Genomic DNA, 23,306 nt, shown 5'->3' with positions numbered 1-23,306 from the left:
GGCAAACCCCCTCACGCAACAGCTTCGCGCAACTCCATCGGCAACCCGAACATCGGGAACAGCCGCTCCGTGTCCAGGAAGAAGTTCAGTCCCGCGATCGTGTCGCCGTCCAGTTCCAGCACCGTGATCGACCACGGCACGAAGACGCCCGGCTCCTCGGTCGGCTTGTAGTGGCCGAAAGCCGGCAACCCGTTCGCGCCTTCCAGCCGGACCATCCGGGATCCCTCGCAGGCGCTGCCGGTGCCGAGCATGAACGCGGCCACGTTGTCCGGGCCGGAGATCCACAGCTCGAAGGGCGGCATGGACAGTGCCACATCGGCTTTCAGCAGGGTGGTGAGCGTGTCCATGTCGTAGGCCTCGAAGGCGGCGACGAAGTCATCGATCAGTTTGCGCTGATTGTCGTCGGATTCGTCGTAGCCGTCGGTGCTGGTCGGCTGCACCTTGGACATGGTGGCCCTGGCGCGCTGCAAGGCGCTGTTCACCGACGCGGGTGACATGGTCAGCGCCTCGGCGGTCTCGTTCGCCGAGAAGCGCAGCACCTCGCGCATGATCAGGATGGCGCGCTGGGTCGCGGGCAGATGCTGACATGCCGCGACGAAGGCCAGGCGCAGGGTGTCCTTGGTGGCCGCGTGTTCGGCCGGATCCGCCCCGAAGGCAAGGGCATTCGGGATCGGCTCGATCCAGACGTAGTCCGGCTGCGGCGCGGGCAGCGGCGAATCCGGCCTACCCGGGCCGGACAGATCCATCGGCCTTGCCCGGCGCTGCGGACCGTCGAGCATGTCCAGGCAGACGTTGGTGGCGATGCGGTACAGCCAGGACCGCAGGCTGGCCCGGCCCTCGAAGGAGTCATAGGACTTCCACGCCCTGGTGAAAGTCTCCTGCACCGCGTCCTCGGCCTCGAAGGAGGAACCGAGCATGCGGTACGCGTAGGCGCACAGCTCCCGCCGGTGGCTCTCGAACGACGCGAGTACGTCGGGGGAGAGGGTGGTGGACGGGCTCGACGAGTCGCTCATGGGTGCCACCATGCCACAGCCCACTGACACAAAACAGGCCCGAAAACCAGGTCGCGGGCCGACCAAGATCGGCGAAATTCGAGTGACGACGATCACAGATCGCCGCTGCGATGAGTTCGCGCCGCGGGGTCCGTCTCTATGTGTGAACACGCCGATGCGCCCCGAGAGGACGAGAACATGAGCAGCAAGATGATCTTCATCAATCTTCCGGTCACCGACCTGGACCGGTCGAAGGCCTTCTACGAGGCACTGGGCTGGAAGGTGAACCAGGACTTCACCGACGTGAACGCCTCCTGCATAGTCATCGACGACAACATCTGTCTGATGCTGCTGACCAGGGAATACTTCAAGACCTTCAGCACGCGCCCGATCGCGGACACCGTCTCGACGGCGGCCGCAGGCTACGCCCTCTCGCTGTCCAGCGCGCAGGAGGTCGACCAGCTGACCGAGGCCGCGGTGGCCGCGGGCGCGACCGAGGAAGTCAACGAGGAGAAGCGCGCCCAGGAGGCCGAGGTCGGTATGCACGGCCGTACCTTCATCGACCCCGACGGCCACCAGTGGGAGCCGTTCTGGATGGACTACCCGGGCGCCAACTGACGCAGGAACACAACGCGGCCCCCGTGCGCGAACGCGCCGGGGGCCGAGCCGTATTCGCTCACCGACCGGTGAAAGTGGGCTTGCGCTTCTCCGCGAAGGCCTTCGGCCCTTCCTTGGCGTCGGCCGACTTGAAGACCTCGGCGCCGAGCTGGGCGTCGATCTTGAAGGCCTCTTCCTCGTGCATGGCCTCGGTGTCGCGGATGGTGCGCAGAATCGCCTGCACCGCGAGCGGGCCGTTGGCCGCGATCAGGTCGGCCAGTTCGAGCGCCTTGTCCAGCGCCGTGCCGTCCGGGACGACGTGCCCGATCAGGCCGATCTCCTTGGCCTCCGCCGCGGTGACGTGCCTGCCGGTGAGCAGGATGTCGGCGGCGACGGTGTAAGGAATCTGGCGCACCAGGCGCACCGCGGAGCCACCGAGCGGGAACAGGCCCCAGCGCGCCTCGGACACACCGAACTTCGCGCTCTGGCCCGCCACGCGGATGTCGGTGCCCTGGAGGATCTCGGTGCCGCCCGCGATGGCCGGGCCCTCGACCGCCGCGATCAGCGGCTTGGTGAGCCTGCGGCCCTTGAGCAGCGCCTCGATCTTGGACAGGTCCCAGCCGCCCCCCTTGAACGAATCGCCGGGGTGCTGAGTGGTCATCGCCTTGAGGTCCGCGCCCGCGCAGAAAGCGCCGCCCGCGCCGGTCAGGATCGCCACCCGGATGTCCGGATCGCTGTCCACCTGGTCCCAGGCGTCGCGCATGATCGCCATCATTTCGGCCGACAGCGCGTTGCGGGCCTCCGGCCGGTTCATGGTGACGATGAGAACGTGATCGCGCTTCTCGACGAGGCAGTGCGGCATTGCTGATCTCCTGACTTTCGAGCCTTGTCAAGAACAGTAACACGTTCTATTTTTAGCGTGTGAGCCACAACATAGCCGACCTCGTCGAACATGCCATCGACCTCATGCCCGATCGCGTCGCGCTGGCCGACGACGGCCGTGAGGTGACCTATGCACAGCTGGAGGAGCGCGCCAACAAATTGGCGCACTACCTGCTGGAACAAGGCGTACAGCCGGGCGACAAGGTGGGCATCTACTCGCGCAACACCATCGAGGCCGCCGAGGCCATGGTCGCGGTGTTCAAAGCGCGGGCCGTGATGATCAACGTGAACTACCGATACGTCGAGAACGAGTTGCAATACATCTTCGACAATTCGGACATGGTCGCGCTGATTCACGAGCGCCGCTACAGCGACAAGGTGGCCGCGGTCCGGCCCGCGATCTCGCAACTGCGCACCGTCATCGTTGTGGACGACGATACGACCGGCGCCATCCCCACCGCAGCGGATTCGGTGGAATACGAAGCGGCCCTCGCGCAGTCCTCCGGCGCGCGCGATTTCGGCGAACGCTCCCCGGACGACCTGTACATGCTCTACACCGGCGGCACCACCGGCATGCCCAAGGGCGTGATGTGGCGGCAGGAGGACGTGTGGCGCGTGCTCGGCGGCGGCATCAACTTCCTCACCGGCGAATACGTCGCCGACGAATGGGATCTGGCGAAGCTGGGCGCGGCCAACCCGCCGATGACCCGGTTCCCGATCCCGCCGATGATCCACGGCGGCTCCCAGTGGGCCACCTTCCAGAGCCTGTTCGGCGGCGGCAAGACCGTGATGATCCCCGAGTTCACCGGGCACGGCGTGTGGCAGCACATCGACCGCCACGGCATCAACCTCATCTTCATCACCGGCGACGCCATGGCCAGGCCGATGCTGGACGCGCTGATCGAGGGCAACCCGGAAACCGATGCGCCCTACGATCTCTCGACGCTGTTCGCGATCGCCAGTAGCGCGGCGCTGTTCTCGCCCGCCATCAAGGAGAAGCTGCTCGATCTGCTGCCGAACCGGATGATCACCGACTCGATCGGGTCGTCCGAGACCGGTTTCGGCGGGTTGAGCATGGTCGCGAAGGGCGCGGCGCACACCGGCGGGCCGCGGGTGAAGATCGACGCCTCCACCGAGGTGCTCGACGAGCAGGGCAATCCGGTGGCGGCCGGATCCGGCCAGATCGGCATCCTCGCGCGCAAGGGGCACATTCCGCTCGGCTACTACAAGGACGAGGCCAAGACGGCCGCGACGTTCAAGGAGTTCAACGGAACTCGCTACTCGATCCCCGGCGATTACGCGCGGGTCGAGGAAGACGGCACCGTCACGATGCTCGGCCGCGGTTCGGTCAGCATCAACAGCGGCGGCGAGAAGATCTTCCCGGAGGAGGTCGAGGGCGCGCTGAAATCGCACCCCGAGATCTTCGACGCGCTGGTGGTCGGCGTCGACGACGAGCGCTGGGGTCAGCGCGTCGTCGCGGTGGTGCAGTGTCGCGGCGACAACCGGCCCACCCTGGAGGACCTGCGTCCGGTGCTGACCAAGGAGATCGCGCCGTACAAGCTGCCGCGCAGCCTCTGGTTCGTCGAGGAGATCAAGCGTTCGCCCGCGGGTAAGCCGGACTACCGCTGGGCGAAGGCTCAGACCGAGGAGCGCCCGGCGGACGAGCAGGCCGAGGCGAGCGCCAAGTAGTCACGAGGGCAGGAAGGGGCCGCCGCGATCATCGCGGCGGCCCTTTGCCGTGTGCCGAATATCGAGGCCCGAGTGCGTCTTTCGGTCAGCGGTTCGTCAGCTCGGCCAAGCGGAAGGCGAGCCGGGTGCGAATCGCGGGGATTCGGCTCAGCGTCGAAAGCGCGGTGTTGCGCGCGAGCCTGGCGAGGCGGGGGCGCAGCGTGGCCATCTTCGTCATGCGGTCGGTGAACGCCACCACTTCCACGGCGACCGGACGGCGGGTGGCCTCGTACTCGTCCAGGAGGGTCTGCGGCTCGCCGGCCAGCACCCGCGCGAGCAACGGGCCGAGGGCGGCCGCGTCCTGGATACCGGTGTTCATGCCTTGCCCGCCCGCCGGGCTGTGCACGTGCGCGGCGTCGCCCGCCAGTAGGACGCGACCCGCGCGGTAGCGGTCGGCGACCCGGTGGTGCACGCGGAATCGCGAGCTCCAGAGCACTTCTCGCACCCGCACGTCGCCGCCGGGGCCGCGGGCGTCGAGGATCGCCTGGATGTCCTCGGCGGTGGGGTGTTCGGGCGCTTCGGCCACGGTGGCGACCACCCGGTAGCGATCGGGTTCGGCGTCGTCGGGCAGCGGCGCGACCACCGTGACGCCCTCCGGCGAAAGGTGCAGCGCCACTTCGTCCCTGGCGATCGGCCAGGCCATGCGGACGTCGGCCAGGACGAACGAGGCCGGGTAGGTGTCGCCGGTGAAGCCGATGCCCGCCTGTTCGCGCACGGTGCTGTGCATGCCGTCGGCGCCGATCACGTAGTCGGCGCGGATCGTGCCCGTGGTGTCCTCGGCGTCGGTGTATTCGACGGTGACGCCGTCGTTTTCCTGCACCACCCGGGTGACCACGTACGGCCGGTGCACCTGCCCGCCCGCCTTGTGCAGGCGCTCGAGGAGCACCGCCTCGGTGGTGTCCTGCGGGGTCATCAGGGTGTACGGGTACGGGGTCGGGAGCTTGCCGAAGTGGATGGTCGCGAGGGTGCGCGCGCCGTCGTGCACGGTGAAACGCGGAACCTGGATGCCGCGCAGGATCAGTTCGTCGGCGATGCCGAGCTCGGCGAGCACCTCGAGGGTGCGGGCGTGCACGACGGCGGCGCGGGAAGTGTTGGCGCCCTCGGCGAGCCGGTCCAGCACGACGACGTCGACGCCCGCGTCCGCGAGGGTGATGGCGGCGGTGAGTCCGGCGGGTCCGGCGCCGACGACGAGTACGGAGGTGGTGCGGGGGAGCGGGGCATTCATGGTGGCTCCTAGGTCAACATCTGTAGGCCAACGCTTGTTGTCATAACGATAGATCGGTACGCGCGCAGATGTCAACAGTTGTTGGCCTACAATTGTTGGCATGACAGAGTCGTCCGATCACGCCCCTGCCCGTCGCTCCGACGCGACCCGCGCCGCGATCCTCGACGCAGCGCGGGCGCGGTTCGCCGCCGAAGGGTTCCGCAAGGCCACCATTCGCGCCATCGCCGCCGACGCCGCCATCGATCCGTCCATGGTGATGCGCTATTTCGGCAGCAAGGACGGCCTGTTCGCGGCGGCCGTCGACATCGATCTGGAGCTGCCCGATCTGGCCGCCGCCGAGCCGGACACGCTGGGCGAGTTGCTGATCCGCCGCTTCCTCGCGATCTGGGAGGATCGGCAGAACACCGTCCTGTTGATCCTGCTTCGCTCGTCCATCACCGACGACGCCGTCTCCGACCGCTTCCGCGTGATCTTCGCCGAACAGGTACTGCCCGCGGTGCTGCGCTTCGGCGACCCGGCCGACGCCCCCCGCCGCGGTGGCCTCATCGTCACCCAACTCCTCGGCCTGGCCCTGTGCCGCTACGTCCTACAAATCCCCCCGGTCGTCGCCATGACCCCACCCCAGCTCATAGCCGACATCGCCCCCACCCTCCAGCGCTACCTGACCTCCACCCCACCCGCCGTGTAGCACCCGCGCTCGAAGGCTCTCGGCCCGAAACGGCGATCGGCCCGTCGGTTGTGCCGACGGGCCGATGTCAGGGTGGTTCGGATCAGGATGGGTTGGCGAGGAGGGCGCCGAGGGCGCGGAGGTGGTCGGTGCCTGCGCCGAGGGCGAATTCGTTGTGCTTGGCGGCGGTGAAGTAGTTGTGCACGATGTGGTCGCGGTCGATGCCGACGCCGCCGTGCACGTGCACGACGGTGTGGGCGACGCGGTGGCCCGCGTCGGCGGCCCAGAACTTGGCGGTGTGCACGGCCTCGGCGGCGGGCAGGTCCTCGGCCAGCCGCCAGGCGGCCTGGGTGACCGCGAGGCGCAGGCCCTGGACGTCGATGTAGGCGTCGGCCAGGCGCTGTGCGACGGCCTGGAAGCTGCCGACGGCCTTGCCGAACTGCTCGCGCTCGCGGGCGTAGTCGGCCACCAGGTCGAGCGCCTTCTCGACGGTGCCGAGCTGCTGGGCGCTGAGCCCGAGCCAGGCGCGGGTGAGGATCCAGTCCAGCAGATCCGCGCCGCCCTCCACCGTGCCGACCAATTCGGCCGGGGTGTCGGTGAATTCGACGCCGAATTCCGCGCTGAGGTCGACCACCTGCTGCGCGGTGACCTGCACCGACGCGTCGGCGGGGTCGACGAGGAAGACCGCGGGCACCCCGGAGACCGTGGCGGGCACCAGGATTCGCGCGGCGCGGTCGGCGTAGGGCACCGTGGTCTTGGCGCCGGTCAACCGCCAGGCGCCTCCGCTCTCGCGGGCGACGGTGGTCGGCTTGGCGGGCTCGTAGTTGTGCTCCTCGGCCAGTGCCGCGGTGAGGATCGCGCCGCCCTCGCCCGCCCGCGTCGCCAGCGCGCGCTGTTCCTCGGAACCGAACCGCGCCAGCGCGCCCGCGCCGACCACGATCGACCACAGGTACGGCACCGCGGCGACCGACTTGCCGAGTTCGCGCAGCACCGCGGTCTGCTCGAGCGCGTCGAGGCCGCTGCCGCCGACGTTCTCCGGCAGCGCCGCGGCCAGCACGCCGGTCTCGGCCAACGACTTCCACAGCGGCTCGTCGAACCGGCCCGCCACGTCGAGTGCGCGCAACCGGTCGGCGGTGACGAGCTTGCCGCACACCTCGCCGGTCAGGCGGGCCAGGTCGAGCTGGGCTTCGGTGGGGGTGAAATCCATGGTGGTCTCTCTGCTTTCTGCTCAGCGCGCCGCGGCAGGCTGGCGGAGGGCGGTCATGGCGATGATGTCGCGCTGCACCTCGTTGGTGCCGCCGCCGAAGGTCAGGATCAGCGCGGCCCGGTGGAAACGCTCCAGGCGTCCGCGCAGTTCGGCGCCGGGCGAGTCCTGGCGCAGATAGGCCTGCGGGCCGAGCACTTCCATCAGCAGCCGGTACGCCTCGGTGGCCAGCTCGGTGCCGTAGACCTTGCAGGTCGAGGCGTCCCACGGGCGCGGCGCCGCGTCGCCGCCCGCGTCGGCGCGGCTGGCGATCTCCCAGTTCAGCAGCTTGAGGTATTCGACCTTGGCGTGCACCTTGGCCAGGTTCAGCTGCACCCATTCCTTGTCGATGACGCGCGAGCCGTCCCCCGCCTTGGTGGTGCGGGCCCACTCGACGGTCTGGTTCAGTGCGACCGTCAGCGGGCCCGCCGAGGTGAGCGCGACGCGTTCGTGGTTGAGCTGGTTGGTGATCAGCGCCCAGCCGCCGTTCTCCTGGCCGACCAGCGAGCTCACCGGCACGCGCACGTCCTGGTAGTAGGTGGCGCTGGTGTCCGGCCCCGCCATCGTGTGCACCGGCGTCCAGGAGAAGCCCTCGGCCGTGGTCGGCACGATGAGCATGCTGATGCCCTTGTGCTTCTTGGCGGTCGGGTCGGTGCGCACCGCGAGCCAGACGTAGTCGGCGTAGGCGATCAGGCTGGTCCACATCTTCTGGCCGTTGATCACGTACTCGTCGCCGTCGCGCACCGCGGAGGTGCGCAGGCTGGCCAGGTCGGTGCCCGCGCCCGGCTCGGAGTAGCCGATGGAGAAGTGCAGCTCGCCCGCGGCGATCTTGGGCAGGAAGAACTTCTTCTGTTCCTCGCTGCCGTAGTGCATGATCGTCGGAGCCACCGAGTTGATGGTCAGGAACGGCACGGGCGCGCCGGCGATGGCGGCCTCGTCGGTGAAGATCAGCTGGTCCATGGTCGGCCGGTCCTGGCCGCCGTACTCCTTGGGCCAGGCCAGCGTCAGCCAGCCGTCGCGACCCATCTCCTGGACGACCTCGCGGTAGACATTGCCGTGCCCGTACTCACCGGTCGTCGCGCTCAGCGCGGCCCGGCGCTCCGGTGTGATCAGCCGAGCGAAGTAGTCGCGCAACTCGGCGCGGAGCTCTTCTTGCTGCGGCGTGTACGCAATGCGCATGGCAAAACCTCATGTCGTTAGATTCGCTTGTCCCGATGATTGCATATCGACTGAAACATGTTCCAGTATTGCCCAGGAATCCGGCCGATGGCGGCGCGTGTGACCGCGCAGGCTTGTAGGCTTTGAGATGAGTCGCAGATAAGGAGTTTCCATGAAGGTCAGTGTCGATCGGGATCTGTGCGAGGCGAACGGAATCTGTGTCGGAATCGCCCCCGACGTGTTCGAACTCGATGACGAGGACCAGCTGCACATCCTGACCGCCGAGGTGCCCGACGACCGCCTCGGCGATGTCGAGGATGCGGTGGCGCAGTGCCCGAAAGCCGCGCTGAAGCTTCTGTGAAAGTTTCTTGCCAGTAGGTTGGAACACGTTCTAAAGTCGGGCCGGTGAACGAAACTGATCTGAGCTTGGCGGGCCGTGTGGCGATCGTGACCGGCGCGGGCGCGGGACTCGGCAAGGCCGAGGCGCTCGCACTGGCGGGCGCGGGCGCGTCGGTGGTGGTCAACGACCTCGCGGAATCCGACGCGGTCGCCGAGACGCTGGCCGAGATCCGGGCGCTGGGAGCCAAGGCGGAGTTCGTCGCGGGCAGTATCGCGGAGCGCGCCACGGCCGACGCGCTGATTCGCACCGCCAACGAGGCGTTCGGCAGCGTGGACGTCGTGGTCAACAACGCGGGCATCACGCGTGACCGCATGCTGTTCAACATGTCCGACGAGGACTTCGACGCGGTGCTCGCGGTGCACCTGCGCGGGCATTTCCTCTTGTCCCGCAATGCCGCCGCCTACTGGCGTGTCAAGTCGAAGGAGGCGGGCGCGCCGGTCTACGGCCGCCTGATCAACACTTCCTCCGAGGCGGGTCTGCTCGGCCCGGAGGGGCAGGCCAACTACGGTGCGGCCAAGGCGGGCATCACCGCCCTTACCCTCTCGGCCGCGCGTGCGCTCTCGCGCTACGGCGTGCGGGCCAACGCGATCGCGCCCCGTGCGCGGACGGCGATGACCGAAGCCGTGTTCAGTGCGGCCCCCGAAGCCGGAATCGATCCACTCTCGCCCGATCATGTGGCGCGTCTGGTCGCCTACCTCGCCTCGCCCGCGGCCGATTCGGTCAACGGGCAGTTGTTCGTGGTCTACGGACCGATGGTGGCGCTGATGGCCGCGCCCGTCGTCGAGCGGCGCTTCGACGCCGCCGGGGCGGCGTGGGACTCCGCCGACCTCGCGGCCACGCTCTCCGGTTACTTCGCCGAGCGCCCGGCCGGGCAGACCTTCTCGGCTTCCTCGGTGACCGAACTCGGCTGATCGCCGGGCGATCGCCTCGGTCGTCGATGATTAACTGATCAACTGTCCAGCTGTTGATCATGAGTCCAGCACTTGGTAGACATGGGTGACCGGTGTGTGACGCCTCACAAAGGCGTCACCGCCTACGTATGACACACGTTTCATATTCGAGGTCCGTCATCTAGAAAACGTGCAGTTCAAATGTGACGAAAACGGCACGGCGACCATGTGAACATGTTCTAATCAATCCGGCGACGCGGCCATGGTGCCGTGTCGCGCCATGAGCAGTACGTGCAGTTGAGCTAGGAGGATCGCGGATGAACGAGGTCCTTGCTGTCCCGTTGCGGGCCGTCGGTGGGTTCTTCGAACTCACCGCCGAGGTAGCCCGCGCGAGCGTCCGCAGGCCCTTTCAAGCGCGTGAGTTCATCGATCAGTCCTGGTTCATCGCGCGCGTGTCCATCGTGCCGACCCTGCTGGTCGCGATCCCGTTCACCGTCTTGGTGAGCTTCACGCTGAACATTCTTTTGCGCGAGATCGGCGCGGCCGACCTCAGTGGTGCGGGCGCGGCTTTCGGCTCGGTCACCCAGGTCGGACCGATCGTCACCGTGCTCATCGTCGCGGGCGCCGGCGCCACCGCGATCTGCGCGGACCTGGGCGCGCGCACCATCCGAGAAGAGATCGACGCGATGCGCGTCCTCGGCATCAACCCCGTGCAGCGGCTGGTGGTGCCGCGGGTGCTGGCCTCGATGTTCGTCGCGCTCATGCTCAACAGCCTGGTGTGCACGATCGGCATCGTCGGCGGCTTCCTGTTCTCGGTCTATCTGCAGGACGTGAACCCGGGCGCCTTCGTCAACGGCATCACGCTGCTCACCCATCTGCCCGAGCTGATCATCTCCGAAGTGAAGGCCGGATTGTTCGGGCTGATCGCCGGACTGGTGGCCTGTTACCTCGGCCTGAACGTCAAAGGCGGTCCCAAGAGTGTCGGTGATGCGGTGAATCAGACCGTCGTCTTCGCCTTCATGGCCCTGTTCGTGGTGAACGTGGTGGTCACCGCCGTCGGCATCAAGTTCACGGTGCGGTGACGCGATGGCCTTCGTGATCCAGTCCCGGTTTCCCCGCACGGTGCGGCGGGCGCGCCGGATGTCGGACTCGCTGGACTCGGTGGGCAAGCACGCCGTGTTCTACGCGCAGGCGCTGGCCTCGATGCCGCGCGCCCTGACCCACTACCGAACCGAGACCATCCGGCTGATCGCCGAGATCAGCATGGGCACCGGCGCACTCGCCGTCATCGGCGGCACGGTGGTGATCGTCGGCTTCCTGACGCTGTTCGCGGGCGGCACCATCGCTGTGCAGGGCTACAGCTCGCTGGGCAATATCGGCGTCGAGGCGCTGACCGGCTTCTTCTCCGCGTTCATCAACGTGCGCATCGCGGCGCCGGTGATCTCGGGCATCGGCCTTGCGGCGACCATCGGCGCGGGGTCCACCGCGCAACTCGGCGCCATGCGGGTCTCGGAGGAGATCGACGCGCTCGAGACCATGGCGATCCGGCCGGTGCCGTTCCTCGTCGGCACCAGGGTGCTGGCCGGGATGATCGCGATCGTGCCGCTCTACGCGCTGGCCGTGATCGCCTCGTTCGTGGCGGCGCGGTTCGCCACCGTGGTGATCTACGGGCAGTCGGCGGGCGTCTACGACCATTACTTCTCGACGTTCCTCATCCCCAGCGACATTCTCTGGTCCTTCGCCCAGGCGATCTTCATGGCACTCGCGGTGATGATGATCCACACCTATTACGGCTATTTCGCCGCGGGCGGACCGGTCGGCGTGGGTGTGGCTGTCGGCAACGCGGTGCGGGCCTCGCTGGTCGCGGTGGTCACGGTGACTCTGCTGATCTCGCTGGCCATCTACGGCACCTCCGGCAACTTTCATCTTTCCGGGTAGGGCGGTATGGAGAAGATCAAATACAAACTCGCCGGCCTGGGAATGGTGCTCGTGCTGGTCGCCGTGGTGGCGATCGCGCTGACCATGTTCCTCGGCGGGTTCACCAAGACCGCGACGGTGCTGGTCGAGGCGCCGCGCAGCGGCCTGGTGCTCGACCCGGACGCCAAGGTGAAGCTGCGTGGGGTCGAGATCGGCCGGGTCTCCGAGGTGACCCAGCACAACGACGGCGCCGAGCTGAAGCTGGCGATAGACCCCGAACTGCTGAAGATGGTGCCCGCCAACGCGGGCGTCGACATCAGGTCCACCACCGTTTTCGGCGCGAAGTACGTCAACTTCGTTGTGCCGGAACAGGCATCGTCGAAATCGTTGCAGCCGGGCGCGACCGTCGTCGCCGAGCAGGTGACCGTCGAGTTCAACACGCTGTTCCAGCATCTGTCCGACGTGCTGGCCAAGGTGGAGCCGGAGAAGCTGAACGCGACGCTCTCCGCCCTCGGCACCGCGCTGCAGGGCCGCGGCGAGACCCTCGGCGAGCTGCTGGTGAACCTGGACGTCTACCTGCGCGAGATCAACCCGACGCTGCCGACACTGCAACAGGATTTCGCGGCCACCGCCGACGTGTCGAACCTGTACGCGGACACCGTGGGTGATTTGCTGCGGACCGTGGACAACGCGGTAGCCACCAGCCAGACGCTGGTCGACGAACAGCAGGGCCTCGACGACGTGCTCGCAAACCTGGTCGGCCTGGCCGACACCACGGGCTCGGTGCTGCGCGAGAACGAGAACAACCTCGGCACCGCGCTCGATCTGCTGCGCCCGACCACCGGCCTGCTCGAGGAGTACGCGCCCGGCCTGCACTGCATGATCAACGCGATCGGGCGGCTGATGCCGATTGCCAACATGATGTTCGGCGGTCTGCAGCCGGGCGTCACGATGAACACCAACTTCATGTTCGGCGCCGAGCCGTACAAGTTTCCGGAGGATCTGCCGAAGGTGAACGCGACCGGCGGCCCGCGCTGTGAGGGGCTGGACAACCGGGTGCCGGGCAGCCACGCGAACTACATCGTCACCGATACCAACGAGGGCACGCCCTACGTGCCGTCGATGAAGCTCGAATTCAACGGCCCCAAGGTGTTCCAGCTGCTGTTCGCCGGGCTTCCGGGGGTGAGCGCGCCGTGAAGAACACCGCGACGACGGTGAAGCTGGCCATCTTCACCCTGGTGATGACGCTGGTCTTCGCCGGACTGGCCATCGTGTTCAGCCAGATGCGCTTCGCCAGGGAATACGGATACCACGCCGTGTTCACCAGCTCTTCGGGCATGTTGCCCGGGGCGAAGGTGCGCATCGCGGGCGTGCCGGTCGGCTCGGTCACCTCGGTGAAGGTGGGCAAGGACAACCTGGCGCACGTCGAGTTCGACGTCGACCGCAAGCACCAGCTGCTCACCAGCACCCGCGCGACGATCAAATACGAGAACCTGGTCGGCGACCGGTACATGGAGCTGCTCGACGGGCCGGGCTCGGCCGAAAAGCTGCGCCAGGGCGGCACCATCGGCACGGACAAGACCGCGCCCGCGCTGGACCTGGACATGCTGCTCGGCGGCTTCAAACCGCTGCTGCGCGGGCTCGATCCTGGCCAGGTGAACGACCTGACCAACGCGCTCTTGCAGATCTTCCAGGGCCAAGGCGGCACGCTGGTCTCGCTGCTCAACAGCGGCGGCTCGTTCGCCAAGACGCTCGGCGAGCGCGACGCGCTGATCGGCAGCGTCATCAACAACCTGAACGCCGTGCTCGCGACCATCGATGAGCGTGGCGAGCAGTTCGACACCACCCTCACCGAATTGCAGCGGTTGGTCAGCGGCCTCGCCGCCGACCGTGATCCGATCGGCGACGCGCTGCCGAGGATCGCGGGCGCCACCGGCGACCTCACCGACCTGCTCGCCCAGGCCCGCCCGGACCTGCGCGGCACGATCGAGCAGACCGGCAGGCTGGCCACCAACCTGGACAACGGCTCGGACACCGTCCAGTGGGTGCTGGAGCGGCTGCCGGAGACCTACCGGAAGCTGATCCGCATCGGTTCCTACGGCTCCTTCCTCGCGCTCTACATATGCAGCACGAACTTCATCGTCGACGGACCGAACGGACAACCGCTGCACATCAACATGCCCGGCGGACAGGAGACGGGAAGGTGCGCCCCCGAATGAACGAGCGATCCCCGGCCGTCACGATCGGTATCGTCGGCATCGTCGTCGCGATCGCGGTGGCGCTCTCGGCCTTGCAGTTCGACCGGCTGCCGTTCATCCGCGGCGGCGCGATCTACACCGCCTACTTCGCCGACGCGGGCGGGCTGGCGCCCGGCGACCCGGTGCAGGTCGCCGGCGTGCGCTCGGGCCGGGTCGACGATGTCGAGCTGGCGGGCGCCAAGGTACTGGTGAAGTTCACTCTCGACGAATCGATCGTCTTGGGTGACAAGACCTCCGCGGCCATCAAGACCAACACCGTGCTCGGGCGCAAATCCTTGGAGCTGCTGCCGCAGGGCCAGGGCGCGCTGCGCCGCGACGACACCATTCCGCTGGAGCGCACCACCTCGCCGTACTCGCTCAATGAAGCGCTCGGCGATCTGGCGGGCACGGTGCACGGCCTGGACATGGTGAAGGTCGACGAGACGCTGGACGCCCTCTCGGAGACCTTCGCCGACACCCCGGCCCCGCTGCGCGCGGCGCTGGACGGCGTCACTCAGCTCTCGCGCAGCATCAACGCGCGCGACGAGGCGCTCTCCGAACTGCTGCGGCGGGCGCAGAACGTCACCAAGATCCTGTCCGACCGCAGCGCCCAGATCAACGCGCTGCTGCTCGACGGCAACGAACTACTCGGCGAGCTGGACCGCCGCCGCACCGCGATCCAACAGCTGATCGTGTACGTGAACGGGCTCGCCCAGCAGCTTTCCGGCTTGGTCGCCGACAACGAGGCGCAGCTGAAACCCGCGCTGGACCGGCTCAATTCGGTGCTCGCCCTGCTTCAGCGCAACCGCGACAACCTCACCCAGGCGCTCGACGGGCTCGGCCCGTTCGCCGCCGCGCTCGGCGAGCAGGTCGGCAACGGTCCGTGGTTCAACGCCTACGTGGTGAACGCGACCTCCGTCGGTCTGCAGCCGTTGGTCGACGCGCTGGTGTGGCCGCAGCACCTGCCGGACGACCTGCGCAACTTCTTCTTGAACCCGCCCCCGTCGATCGGGCCTGCGGTCCAGGAGCCGCCGCGATGAAAATGCCGAAGGTTGTTCAGAAAGGCCCGCGCTGGGCGTGGGTGGTCGCGGGCGTGCTGGTCGCCGCACTGGTGGCGGTCGGCGCGTATCGCGGCATCACCAAGATCGGGACCACCACCGTCACCGCGTTCTTCCCGTCGACGACGGGCCTCTACGTCGGCGACGACGTGCGGGTGCTCGGCGTCGACGTCGGCGAGATCGACAAGGTCGAGCCGGGTCGCGATCAGGTCCGGGTCGAGTTCACCATCCGCCGCGGCATCGACATCCCCGCCGACGCGCGCGCGGTGATCATCTCGCCCTCGCTGGTCTCGGCCCGCTTCATCCAGCTGGCCCCGGCCTACACCGGCGGGCCCAAGCTGGCCGACGGCGCGACCATTCCGATCCAGCGCACCGCCGTACCGGTCGAGTGGGACGACATCAAGGCCGAGTTGTCCAAGCTGGCAACGACTCTGGGCCCGGTGGGCGACGACGAACAGGGCTCGTTCGGGCGCTTCATCGACACCGCCGCGAACAACCTGGACGGCAACGGCGACCGGATGCGCGAGACCCTCCGCGAGCTCTCCGCCACCCTGAACACCCTCTCCGATGGCCGCACCGACCTGTTCGGCACCATCCGCAATCTGCAGCAGTTCGTCGAGGTGCTCTCGGCGAGCAACGAGCAGATCGTGCAGTTCGGCGGCAGACTCGCCTCGGTGTCCTCCGTGCTGGCCGGCGTCTCGGCGGATCTCGGTGCGGGACTGGACAATCTGGACCTCGCGATGGCGGACGTCAAGCGTTTCCTGGACGGCAGCGGAGCCGAGCTCACCGAGGGCGTGCAGCGGCTGTCCGACGCCACCCAGATCCTGGTGGACAAGCGCCCCGAACTGGAACGGGTGCTGCACTCGGGTCCCACGGCGCTGGTGAACTTCTACCAGCTCTACAAGCCGGCCCAGGGCACCATCACCGGCGCGGTCGCGCTGAACAACACGGCCGACCCGCTGAGCTTCCTGTGCGGCTCGGTGCGCGCGCTGGAGGAGAACGATTCGGATCGCTCCGCCGACCTGTGTGCCACCTACCTCGCGCCGGTGATCGACTCGCTGGCCATGAACTACGCGCCGATCATGCTGAACCCGGCCACCGGCGTGCACGCCTTCCCCAACCAGATCGTCTACAGCCCGCCCAGCCTGGAGGAGCGCGTTCCGGTGCAGACGCCGCAGCCCGCGCCGATCACCGTGCCGAACGGGCTTGCGGGCCTGGCCATTCCGGGAGGAGGTCGATGATGCGACCGATGCGCAAGACCGCCGTCCTCGCGATGGGCGTCGCGCTGACCCTCGGCGCCACCGGTTGCCAGTGGGACGGCCTGAACTCGTTGCCGATGCCGGGCGCCGAAGGCACCGGCGAGGGCTCGTACCAGGTCAGTATTCAGATGCCGAATGTCACCACGCTGACCCAGAATTCGCCGGTGCGCGTCGACGACGTCCCAGTGGGGACGGTGACCGGCATCGAGGTGCAGAACTGGCACGCGCTGGTGACCGTCTCGCTGGACGGCAACGTGAAACTGCCCGCCAACGCGACCGCCAAGATCGGTCAGACCAGTCTGCTCGGCAGCAACCACATCGAGCTCGCCCCGCCGACGGACGTGCCGCCCGAAGGCCAGCTGAAGGCGGGCGACGTCATCCCGCTGGACCGTGCCGGGGCGTACCCGACCACCGAGCAGGTGCTCTCCTCGTTGTCGGTCGTGCTCAACGGCGGCGGCGTAGCACAGCTGGAAACCATTACCCGCGAACTGAATTCCGCGCTGAGCGGACGCGAGGACGCGATCCGCGACCTGCTGCCGCAGCTGAACGAGCTCACCACCAACCTGGAGGCGCAGACCGGTGACATCATCGCCGCGCTGAACGGGCTGGACCGGCTCGGCGGGCAGCTCGCCCAGCAGCGCGCCGTGCTCGGCTCGGCGATCGAGCGCATCCATCCGGCGCTGACGGTGCTCGCCGACCGGCGGGAGAACATCACCCACGCCCTCACCGCGCTCGGTGAGCTCAGCGACGTGACGCAGCGGGTGATCAGCACCAGCGGCGAGAACCTGAAGGCGAACCTGGCCAGTCTGGAGCCGGTGTTGCGGCAGCTGTCCGACACCGGAAACAACCTCATCGAGTCGCTGAAGATCCTGCTCACCTTCCCGTTCCCGATGGAGAACATCGACAAGGCGATCAAGGGCGACTACCTGAATCTGTTCATGACGGTGGACATGACGGGCAAGCGCCTGGACTCGAACTGGCTCACCGGCACCCCGCTCGGCGGCCGCTTCGGCGGCGTCGAGGGCATCGTCGGCAGCTTCGCGCCGCCCACCGCCAGCGAAAGCGGCAACCCGGCGACCGGTCCGCTGCAGCCACCCGCCCAGGGCCAGCCGACGCCGACCATTCCCGGTCTGCCGCCGATCCCCGGTCTGCCCGCCATTCCCGGCCTGACCGTGCCGCTGCCGGGAGCGGGAGACACTGCGCCGCAAGGGAGTCCGGGCCGATGAAGCTCACCCGATTCGTCCGCGTCCAGCTCGGCATCTTCGCCGTGCTGACCGTCATCGGCCTGACCATCATGGCGGGCACCTACGTGCAGCTGCCCGCCATGTTCGGCATCGGGCGCTACGACGTCACCGTGCAGCTGGCCGCGACCGGCGGCCTCTACCCGCACGCCAACGTGGCCTATCGCGGCACCAATGTCGGCAAGGTGCAGGAGGTCCTGCTCACGCCGGAGGGCGTGGAGGCGAAGCTGTCCATCGACAGCGACTACAAGGTCCCGTCCGACGTCGACGCCTGGGTGCGCAGCGTCTCGGCGGTCGGCGAGCAGTACGTCGACCTGATTCCGGCGGAAAGCCCCAGGGGCGGCAATCTCGCGGCGGGCGCGGTGATCCCGCAGGAGCGCACCAAGCTGCCGCAGGACGTCGGCACGCTGCTCGATCAGACCGACCGCCTGCTCTCCAGCGTGGCCGATACCCGGCTGCGGCAGGTGATCGACGAGGCCTTCCGCGCGTTCAACGGCGCGGGACCCGACCTGCAGCGGTTCATCGACTCCGCTTCGTTGCTGGTGCAGGAGGCGCAGAACAGCAGCGAGCCGACCAAGAAACTGATCGAGCAGATCGGCCCGCTGCTCGACACCCAGATCCGCTCGGACGCGGCGATCCGGTCGTGGACCGCCGACCTGGCCACGGTGACCGATCAGCTGCGGGCGCACGATCCGGCGCTGACGAACATCCTGCGTGACGGCCCGGCCGCCTTGCAGCGCGTGTCCACGCAGTTCCAGGATCTGAAACCGACGCTGCCGCTGCTGCTTTCGAACCTGGTCAGCCTGGGGCAGGTCACCACGATCTACCACGCGGGCCTCGAGCAGATCCTGGTCGTGTACCCGCCATTGGTCGCCGCGCTGATGACCGCGGTGCGGGGACCGGTCGAGTACGGCGTGCTCGTCGACTTCATGATGACCATCAACGATCCGCCCGCCTGCACCACCGGCTTCCTGCCCGAAGACGAGCGCCGCTCGCCGAGCGAACTGAACTCCGTGCCGACCCCGCCCGGTCTCTACTGCAAGATTCCGCAGGACTCGCCCATCGAGGTGCGCGGTATCCGCAACACGCCGTGCATGGAGTACCCGGGCGTGCGCGCGCCGACGCCGGAGCTGTGCCGCACCGGTTACGTTCCCATCGGCGACAACCCGCCGTTCGGTCCGCCGCGGCCGGTGGCGCCCGCGAGCGGTCCCGCGCCCGAGGACACTCAGGTCGCTCCCGCGTCGTTCAGTACGCCCGCGGCCGCCAAGTCCTACGATCCGGCTACCGGCGTGTACATAGGCACCGACGGTCGCACCTACCGACAAGGTGATGTCGGGCCCGGCGGTTCCGGCACGGTACCGCCGAGCTGGCAGGCGATGCTCGAGGAGCAGCAACGATGAGTGAAATCAGCGGAGATGCACATCGCGCGCGCAGGCGGGCCGTTCGCTCGGCGGGCCCGCCCGTGGAGGGCGCCGACGCGGTGACGGAGGAGTCGGCGACGGATGCCGCTCGGCTCGGCGGCGAGGAGACCGCCGGGCGGGTGAAGGCTGCCGAGAGTGTCGGGCGGACTGCGGATGCCGAGGCCGCCGGGCAGGCGAAGGCCGGCGAGAGCGCCGGGCAGGCGAAAGCTGCCGAGAGCGCCGACCGCCCGAAGCCCGCCGACAGCGCGGAGCGAGCAAAGGATGCCGACAGCGCTGAGCAGGCAAAGGATGCCGACACCGCCGAGCTGGCGAAAGATGCTGACAGCGCGGGGCCGGCGAAAGATGCTGACAGCGCGGGGCCGGCGAAAGATGCTGAGAGCGCCGGGCAGGCGAAGAATGCCGACAGCGCGGTGAAAGGTGCTGACAGTGCTGGGCAGGCGAAGATCGCCGAGATCGCCGAGGCTGTGGAAAACGCCGACACCGTCGCGCTGACGAAGAGCGAGCCGAAGGACAGCGGTGCTGCCGACCCGGTGCAGGTTTCGGCGGGTGTGGAATCCGCCGGTGCGCCGTCTGCCGACCTCGGTAAGGCCGAGGCCGAGACGGCGACGTCCTCGGATGAGACCTCCGGTTCCACCGACGGGGACGACACCGCCGAAGGCTTGCGCGGCGACCGGTCCGTCGTCGGAAGCATCGTGGCGGTGGCCGTCGCGGCGGTCCTCGTCCTCTCCCTCGTCGGGGGCGCGGTCGCCTCGGTCTTCGTCGCGAGGGCCGCCGGCGAGCGCGACGAGCGCCGCACCGCTTACGTGCAGACCGCGCGGCAGGCCATTCTGAATCTGACCACCATCAGGGCCGACTCCGCCAAGGAGGACATCGACCGGATCCTCTCGATGGCCTCCGGCCAGTTCAAGACCGAATTCGACGGCCGGGTCGATCCGTTCCTGAGCATCGTGCAGCAGGCCAAGGTCGTCTCCAACGGCGAGATCGTCGAGGCCGCGCTGGAAAGCGACGCCGACGATTCCGCGAAGGTGCTCGTCGCCGCCAAACAGACCCTGACCAACGCGGGCCAGGCCGAGCCGCAGACGCGGTTCTACCGGTTCCGGGTCACCGTGACCCGCACCGACTCCGGCCTGTCCGCCTCGAATGTGGAGTTCGTGGCATGAACGGAACACGGGGCTTGATCGCGGCGGGCGCCGCGGGCGCGGTGGCGCTGGCGGCGGTGATCGTCATGGCCATCAACGGATTCGGGTACTGGTCGGACCGGCAGGACGAGCAGGCCAGGCAGGACGCGGTCACCGCGGCCGACCGGACGGTCTCGGCCATGTTCAGCTATGACTACGGCAGCGTCGACACCGTGCTGCCGAAGGCCGCGGACAACCTGTCCGCCGACTTTCGCGAGGACTACCTGAAGCTGATCAGCCAGGCCATCGCGCCGGGCGCCAAGGAGAAGCAGCTCACCGTGCGGGCCACCACCCAGGCGAGCGGCGTGGTCTCCGCCGACCGCGACCACGCGGTGGTGCTGCTGTACCTGAATCAGGTGACCACCAGCAAGGAGTCGCCGCAGGGGACCACCACCGGCAGCCGGGTGCGGGTCGCGCTGGACAAGACCGACGACCGCTGGCTCGTCGACTCCGTGACGCCGATCTAGGAGTCGCTCGATCCAGGAGTCGCCGCTCTAGGAGTCTCGGGGCAGCCGCACGGTGAATGTGGCGCCCGCGCCCGGGGTGCTGGTGACCCGCACGTCGCCGCCGTGCGCGGTGACCAGCGCCTGCACGATGGACAGACCCAGACCGGTGCCGCCGCTGGCGCGGGCGCGCGAGATGTCGGTGCGATAGAAGCGCTCGAAGATCCGCTCGGCCTCCTCGGACGGCAGGCCGGGACCGGTGTCGGCCACCTCGAGCAGCACGTCGTCGTCGCCGGGCGTGAGACGAACGGTCACCGAGGCGTCCGGCGGGGTGTGCGTGAGGGCGTTGTTCAGCAGATTCGCCAGCACTTGGCGCAGCCTGGCCTCGTCGCCGTTGATTTCCAAAGTTCCCGAACCGGAACACACTTCGAGGGCGATCGGGCGGCGCGGGCCGTCCGGATCGGCGGCCGCGGCGACCGCGCGGGCGTTGTGCACCGCGTCGCTGGCGACCGCGAGCAGATCCACCGTGCCGCTCTCCAGCGGGCGCTGCGCGTCCAACCGGGCCAGCATCAGCAGATCCTCCACCAGCAGGCCCATCCGCTGCGCCTCGCGTTCGATCCGGTCCATGAACATCCCGGGATCGGTGGCCGCGCCCTGCCGGTGCAGCTCGGCGAAACCGCGAATGGTGGTGATCGGGGTTCGTAATTCATGGCTGGCGTCGGCGATGAAGCGGCGCATCTTCGCCTCGGAGCTCTTCGCCGCCGCCTCCGAGGCCTCGGTCGCCGCGAACGCGGATTGGATCTGCGCCAGCATGCCGTTCAGCGAACGGGACAGCCGATCCACCTCGGTGTTGGTGCCGCGCACCGGAACCCGGCGGTGCAGATCCCCCCTGGCGATGGCCGCCGCGATGTTCTCCACCCGGCGCAGCGGGCGCAGGCTGCTCCTGATCACGAAATACGCGGCCAGCGCGAGCGCGGCGAGAACGGCGAGGCCGATCACCAGCTGGAGTGTCACCAGCCGCTGGACGGTCTGCTGATTGTGGGTGAGCGGCAACGCGATCGTGGTGATCGTGTCCTGGTGGTGCACGGTCACCACGCGCCATTGGACGTCGGAATCACCGACCGAACCCACCGTCACCGGCTCGAGAGAAGGCGGATTCGGCAAATCGGGGGTGGCGTCGACATTGAACGGCTGCAACACGAAAGTGCCTGTGCCGTTCTTGTTCTCGGTGACGATGTAGAACGGGCTCGGCGCGGTGCGCTGATCCGGCGGCGGAGTCGGCGGCGGCAGCGGCGGGCGCGCGGTCCTGGCGCGGGTCATCGCGGCATCGTGCAACTGCTGATCGGTGCGGTTCAGCAGCGACACCTCCAGCGACGACGTGACCGCCCAGCCGGAAGCCAGCAGGCCCAGCGCCGCCAACACCACTAGGGCCACCACCAGCGTCACCCGCAAGGGGATGGCGCCGAGCCGCTGCGCGAACGCTTCCCGCGCCCGGCGCGCCCGGCCTGCTTCGCGGGCGGCGCGCCGCTGCGCCGAAGGGCGAGTTCGCTTGGCGGCGGGCGCTTTCCGATCGGCGTCTGCGCGCACCGAGCCGATACTCACGGGCCCAGCGGGCGGCCGCGCTGCGGCGCCCGCATCACGTAGCCGACACCACGCAAGGTGTGGATCAGTCGCTGCTCGCCGGTGTCCACCTTCTTGCGCAGATACGACACGTAGGTCTCCACAACACCGACCTCGCCGCCGAAGTCGTAGCGCCATACGTGATCCAGGATGCGCGGCTTGCTCAGCACGGTGCCCGCGTTGACCATGAAATACCGCAGCAGGGTGAACTCGGTGGGGGAAAGGGTGACCGGCTCGCCCGCCTTCCACACCTCGTGGGTGTCGTCGTCGAGCTCGATGTCCTCGAAGCGAATGCGCGAACTCTCCTTCGCGGATTCGCAGGGCCCGGCGCGGCGCAGCACCACCCGCAGCCGGGCCACCACCTCCTCCAGGCTGAACGGCTTGGTGATGTAGTCGTCGGCGCCCAAGGTCAGGCCCGCCACTTTGTCCTGCACGTCGTCGCGGGCGGTCAGGAAGAGCACGGGCGCGTCGATGCCGTCGGCGCGCAGCCTCGGCAGCAGGCCGAAGCCATCGATGCCAGGCATCATCACGTCGACGATCAAGGCCTGCGGCCGGAAGCTGCGGGCACGGTCCAGCGCCTGCGCGCCGTCGCTCGCGGTCTCCACCTCGAAGCCCTGGTAGCGCAGGCTCACCGAGAGCAGTTCGAGGATCATCGGCTCGTCGTCCACCACCAGCACTCTGGCCTCGGGGGACTGATCCGCGGGCGCACCAGTCATGAGTTCATGGTGCGCCAGGTATCTGCGAGGATGCTGGACCTTTCCTGGGAACTAGCTGTGTTGATGGTTCGGTGATCCAGGGCGGGTTTGCGGGCTGTGTTTTTGGCGCGCTGGCGCGCGCGTGTTCGCGGCCCCCTGGTGTCTCGCGTCCGAGCGGTCGCGTCTCGCGCCTGCGGCGCATGCGTCGCGACCGCTCGGACGCGAGACGGGCCGCGAACGGGCTCGTAAGACTCGCCCTGGGGGTGGCTGGGAGTGCGTGGATGGTGCGATCGGTCGGAGGTCGTGCCAGCCCGAGTCTGACGGCCTGAGACTCTCCCCTGAGGTGGCCGGGTGTGTTGTGGATGTGCGGTCGATCAATGGTCGGGCCGAATGAGGTGAGGCGCCGCCACCAGCGCTTCGCAGTGACAGCAGTAGTAATCGGCATAGGCTGCAAG

The 23,306-nt window shown here is 68.3% G+C and carries 22 protein-coding genes; 15 read left to right on the top strand and 7 right to left on the bottom strand.

What is annotated here, in order from left to right:
- Positions 1–11 precede the first annotated feature (11 nt).
- Positions 12–1,013 (bottom strand): sigma-70 family RNA polymerase sigma factor, encoded by a 1,002-nt coding sequence (locus ACRWNM_RS13240; protein WP_431967080.1) that lies wholly within the window; start codon positions 1,011–1,013, stop codon positions 12–14.
- A gap of 177 nt (positions 1,014–1,190) precedes the next feature.
- On the opposite strand from ACRWNM_RS13240, the gene ACRWNM_RS13235 reads away from it, so the two are divergent.
- Positions 1,191–1,610: a VOC family protein gene (locus ACRWNM_RS13235; protein WP_431967078.1), complete on the top strand. Its 420-nt coding sequence runs from the start codon at positions 1,191–1,193 to the stop codon at positions 1,608–1,610.
- Between the two features lie 58 nt (positions 1,611–1,668).
- On the opposite strand, the gene ACRWNM_RS13230 is transcribed toward ACRWNM_RS13235, so the two are convergent.
- Positions 1,669–2,451, bottom strand: a complete 783-nt coding sequence (locus ACRWNM_RS13230) for a crotonase/enoyl-CoA hydratase family protein (RefSeq protein WP_431967076.1) — start codon at positions 2,449–2,451, stop codon at positions 1,669–1,671.
- Positions 2,452–2,510: 59 nt separating this feature from the next.
- Here ACRWNM_RS13230 and ACRWNM_RS13225 point away from each other — a divergent pair, with 59 nt between their 5' ends.
- Positions 2,511–4,160, top strand: coding sequence for an acyl-CoA synthetase (locus ACRWNM_RS13225; protein WP_431967074.1), 1,650 nt, complete (start codon positions 2,511–2,513; stop codon positions 4,158–4,160).
- Between the two features lie 85 nt (positions 4,161–4,245).
- Here the strand turns inward: ACRWNM_RS13225 and ACRWNM_RS13220 are convergent, their stop codons facing one another.
- Positions 4,246–5,424, bottom strand: a complete 1,179-nt coding sequence (locus tag ACRWNM_RS13220) for an FAD-dependent monooxygenase (protein ID WP_431967072.1) — start codon at positions 5,422–5,424, stop codon at positions 4,246–4,248.
- Positions 5,425–5,524: 100 nt separating this feature from the next.
- On the opposite strand from ACRWNM_RS13220, the gene ACRWNM_RS13215 reads away from it, so the two are divergent.
- Positions 5,525–6,112 (top strand): TetR family transcriptional regulator, encoded by a 588-nt coding sequence (locus tag ACRWNM_RS13215; protein ID WP_431967070.1) that lies wholly within the window; start codon positions 5,525–5,527, stop codon positions 6,110–6,112.
- An 82-nt stretch (positions 6,113–6,194) separates the two neighbouring features.
- Here ACRWNM_RS13215 and ACRWNM_RS13210 read toward each other — a convergent pair whose 3' ends face one another.
- Both ACRWNM_RS13210 and ACRWNM_RS13205 read right to left on the bottom strand, forming a co-directional pair.
- Positions 6,195–7,298, bottom strand: a complete 1,104-nt coding sequence (locus tag ACRWNM_RS13210) for an acyl-CoA dehydrogenase family protein (RefSeq protein ID WP_431967068.1) — start codon at positions 7,296–7,298, stop codon at positions 6,195–6,197.
- 21 nt (positions 7,299–7,319) lie between these two features.
- On the bottom strand, positions 7,320–8,513 hold the full coding sequence (locus ACRWNM_RS13205) for an acyl-CoA dehydrogenase family protein (protein ID WP_431967066.1): 1,194 nt from the start codon (positions 8,511–8,513) through the stop codon (positions 7,320–7,322).
- Between the two features lie 151 nt (positions 8,514–8,664).
- Between ACRWNM_RS13205 and ACRWNM_RS13200 the strand changes: the two genes are divergently transcribed.
- The 12 genes from ACRWNM_RS13200 to ACRWNM_RS13145 all read left to right on the top strand — a co-directional run bounded on the left by ACRWNM_RS13200 (position 8,665) and on the right by ACRWNM_RS13145 (position 20,560).
- Positions 8,665–8,853 (top strand): ferredoxin, encoded by a 189-nt coding sequence (locus ACRWNM_RS13200; protein WP_068055768.1) that lies wholly within the window; start codon positions 8,665–8,667, stop codon positions 8,851–8,853.
- A gap of 44 nt (positions 8,854–8,897) precedes the next feature.
- The gene (locus ACRWNM_RS13195; RefSeq protein WP_431967063.1) at positions 8,898–9,803 is read left to right on the top strand and encodes a 3-oxoacyl-ACP reductase; all 906 of its coding nucleotides are present in this window, start codon (positions 8,898–8,900) and stop codon (positions 9,801–9,803) included.
- Positions 9,804–10,099: 296 nt separating this feature from the next.
- Positions 10,100–10,864, top strand: coding sequence for an MlaE family ABC transporter permease (locus ACRWNM_RS13190; protein ID WP_431967061.1), 765 nt, complete (start codon positions 10,100–10,102; stop codon positions 10,862–10,864).
- 4 nt (positions 10,865–10,868) lie between these two features.
- Complete coding sequence (locus ACRWNM_RS13185; protein WP_431967059.1) at positions 10,869–11,720, top strand: MlaE family ABC transporter permease; 852 nt, start codon at positions 10,869–10,871, stop codon at positions 11,718–11,720.
- A gap of 6 nt (positions 11,721–11,726) precedes the next feature.
- Positions 11,727–12,896 (top strand): MCE family protein, encoded by a 1,170-nt coding sequence (locus ACRWNM_RS13180; RefSeq protein WP_431967057.1) that lies wholly within the window; start codon positions 11,727–11,729, stop codon positions 12,894–12,896.
- Entirely contained in the window at positions 12,893–13,918 is a 1,026-nt protein-coding gene (locus tag ACRWNM_RS13175) for an MCE family protein (RefSeq protein ID WP_431967055.1), read from the top strand. Before ACRWNM_RS13180 ends, ACRWNM_RS13175 begins: the two co-directional genes overlap by 4 nt.
- A complete protein-coding gene (locus tag ACRWNM_RS13170; RefSeq protein WP_431967053.1) occupies positions 13,915–14,976 on the top strand; it encodes an MCE family protein in 1,062 nt (353 codons plus the stop codon). Before ACRWNM_RS13175 ends, ACRWNM_RS13170 begins: the two co-directional genes overlap by 4 nt.
- On the top strand, positions 14,973–16,235 hold the full coding sequence (locus tag ACRWNM_RS13165) for an MCE family protein (RefSeq protein ID WP_431967051.1): 1,263 nt from the start codon (positions 14,973–14,975) through the stop codon (positions 16,233–16,235). Before ACRWNM_RS13170 ends, ACRWNM_RS13165 begins: the two co-directional genes overlap by 4 nt.
- A complete protein-coding gene (locus ACRWNM_RS13160; RefSeq protein WP_431967428.1) occupies positions 16,235–17,479 on the top strand; it encodes an MCE family protein in 1,245 nt (414 codons plus the stop codon). Before ACRWNM_RS13165 ends, ACRWNM_RS13160 begins: the two co-directional genes overlap by 1 nt.
- The gene (locus ACRWNM_RS13155; protein ID WP_431967049.1) at positions 17,476–18,894 is read left to right on the top strand and encodes an MCE family protein; all 1,419 of its coding nucleotides are present in this window, start codon (positions 17,476–17,478) and stop codon (positions 18,892–18,894) included. The genes ACRWNM_RS13160 and ACRWNM_RS13155 overlap by 4 nt, the downstream gene beginning before the upstream one ends.
- A 62-nt stretch (positions 18,895–18,956) precedes the next feature.
- A complete protein-coding gene (locus ACRWNM_RS13150) occupies positions 18,957–20,075 on the top strand; it encodes a hypothetical protein (RefSeq protein WP_431967047.1) in 1,119 nt (372 codons plus the stop codon).
- Positions 20,072–20,560, top strand: coding sequence for a h domain protein (locus tag ACRWNM_RS13145; RefSeq protein ID WP_431967045.1), 489 nt, complete (start codon positions 20,072–20,074; stop codon positions 20,558–20,560). Before ACRWNM_RS13150 ends, ACRWNM_RS13145 begins: the two co-directional genes overlap by 4 nt.
- A 27-nt stretch (positions 20,561–20,587) precedes the next feature.
- On the opposite strand, the gene ACRWNM_RS13140 is transcribed toward ACRWNM_RS13145, so the two are convergent.
- Positions 20,588–21,994: a sensor histidine kinase gene (locus ACRWNM_RS13140; RefSeq protein ID WP_431967426.1), complete on the bottom strand. Its 1,407-nt coding sequence runs from the start codon at positions 21,992–21,994 to the stop codon at positions 20,588–20,590.
- Between the two features lie 140 nt (positions 21,995–22,134).
- Complete coding sequence (locus tag ACRWNM_RS13135; RefSeq protein WP_431967043.1) at positions 22,135–22,872, bottom strand: response regulator transcription factor; 738 nt, start codon at positions 22,870–22,872, stop codon at positions 22,135–22,137.
- Positions 22,873–23,306: the final 434 nt, after the last annotated feature.

Origin of the sequence: Nocardia sp. bgisy134, from assembly GCF_965341865.1 — a bacterium.
In the GTDB taxonomy this organism is placed as follows: Bacteria; Actinomycetota; Actinomycetes; order Mycobacteriales; family Mycobacteriaceae; genus Nocardia.
Note: the sequence above shows the minus strand (reverse complement) of the source record. Positions and strands in the feature narration are given on the sequence as shown.

Coding starts and splice junctions, on each gene's coding strand:
- ACRWNM_RS13240 (WP_431967080.1), bottom strand. CDS start 1,013: ATGAGCGACTCGTCGAGCCCGTCCACCACCCTCTCCCCCGACGTACTC.
- ACRWNM_RS13235 (WP_431967078.1), top strand. CDS start 1,191: ATGAGCAGCAAGATGATCTTCATCAATCTTCCGGTCACCGACCTGGAC.
- ACRWNM_RS13230 (WP_431967076.1), bottom strand. CDS start 2,451: ATGCCGCACTGCCTCGTCGAGAAGCGCGATCACGTTCTCATCGTCACC.
- ACRWNM_RS13220 (WP_431967072.1), bottom strand. CDS start 5,424: ATGAATGCCCCGCTCCCCCGCACCACCTCCGTACTCGTCGTCGGCGCC.
- ACRWNM_RS13215 (WP_431967070.1), top strand. CDS start 5,525: ATGACAGAGTCGTCCGATCACGCCCCTGCCCGTCGCTCCGACGCGACC.
- ACRWNM_RS13210 (WP_431967068.1), bottom strand. CDS start 7,298: ATGGATTTCACCCCCACCGAAGCCCAGCTCGACCTGGCCCGCCTGACC.
- ACRWNM_RS13205 (WP_431967066.1), bottom strand. CDS start 8,513: ATGCGCATTGCGTACACGCCGCAGCAAGAAGAGCTCCGCGCCGAGTTG.
- ACRWNM_RS13200 (WP_068055768.1), top strand. CDS start 8,665: ATGAAGGTCAGTGTCGATCGGGATCTGTGCGAGGCGAACGGAATCTGT.
- ACRWNM_RS13190 (WP_431967061.1), top strand. CDS start 10,100: ATGAACGAGGTCCTTGCTGTCCCGTTGCGGGCCGTCGGTGGGTTCTTC.
- ACRWNM_RS13185 (WP_431967059.1), top strand. CDS start 10,869: ATGGCCTTCGTGATCCAGTCCCGGTTTCCCCGCACGGTGCGGCGGGCG.
- ACRWNM_RS13180 (WP_431967057.1), top strand. CDS start 11,727: ATGGAGAAGATCAAATACAAACTCGCCGGCCTGGGAATGGTGCTCGTG.
- ACRWNM_RS13170 (WP_431967053.1), top strand. CDS start 13,915: ATGAACGAGCGATCCCCGGCCGTCACGATCGGTATCGTCGGCATCGTC.
- ACRWNM_RS13165 (WP_431967051.1), top strand. CDS start 14,973: ATGAAAATGCCGAAGGTTGTTCAGAAAGGCCCGCGCTGGGCGTGGGTG.
- ACRWNM_RS13160 (WP_431967428.1), top strand. CDS start 16,235: ATGCGACCGATGCGCAAGACCGCCGTCCTCGCGATGGGCGTCGCGCTG.
- ACRWNM_RS13155 (WP_431967049.1), top strand. CDS start 17,476: ATGAAGCTCACCCGATTCGTCCGCGTCCAGCTCGGCATCTTCGCCGTG.
- ACRWNM_RS13145 (WP_431967045.1), top strand. CDS start 20,072: ATGAACGGAACACGGGGCTTGATCGCGGCGGGCGCCGCGGGCGCGGTG.
- ACRWNM_RS13135 (WP_431967043.1), bottom strand. CDS start 22,872: ATGACTGGTGCGCCCGCGGATCAGTCCCCCGAGGCCAGAGTGCTGGTG.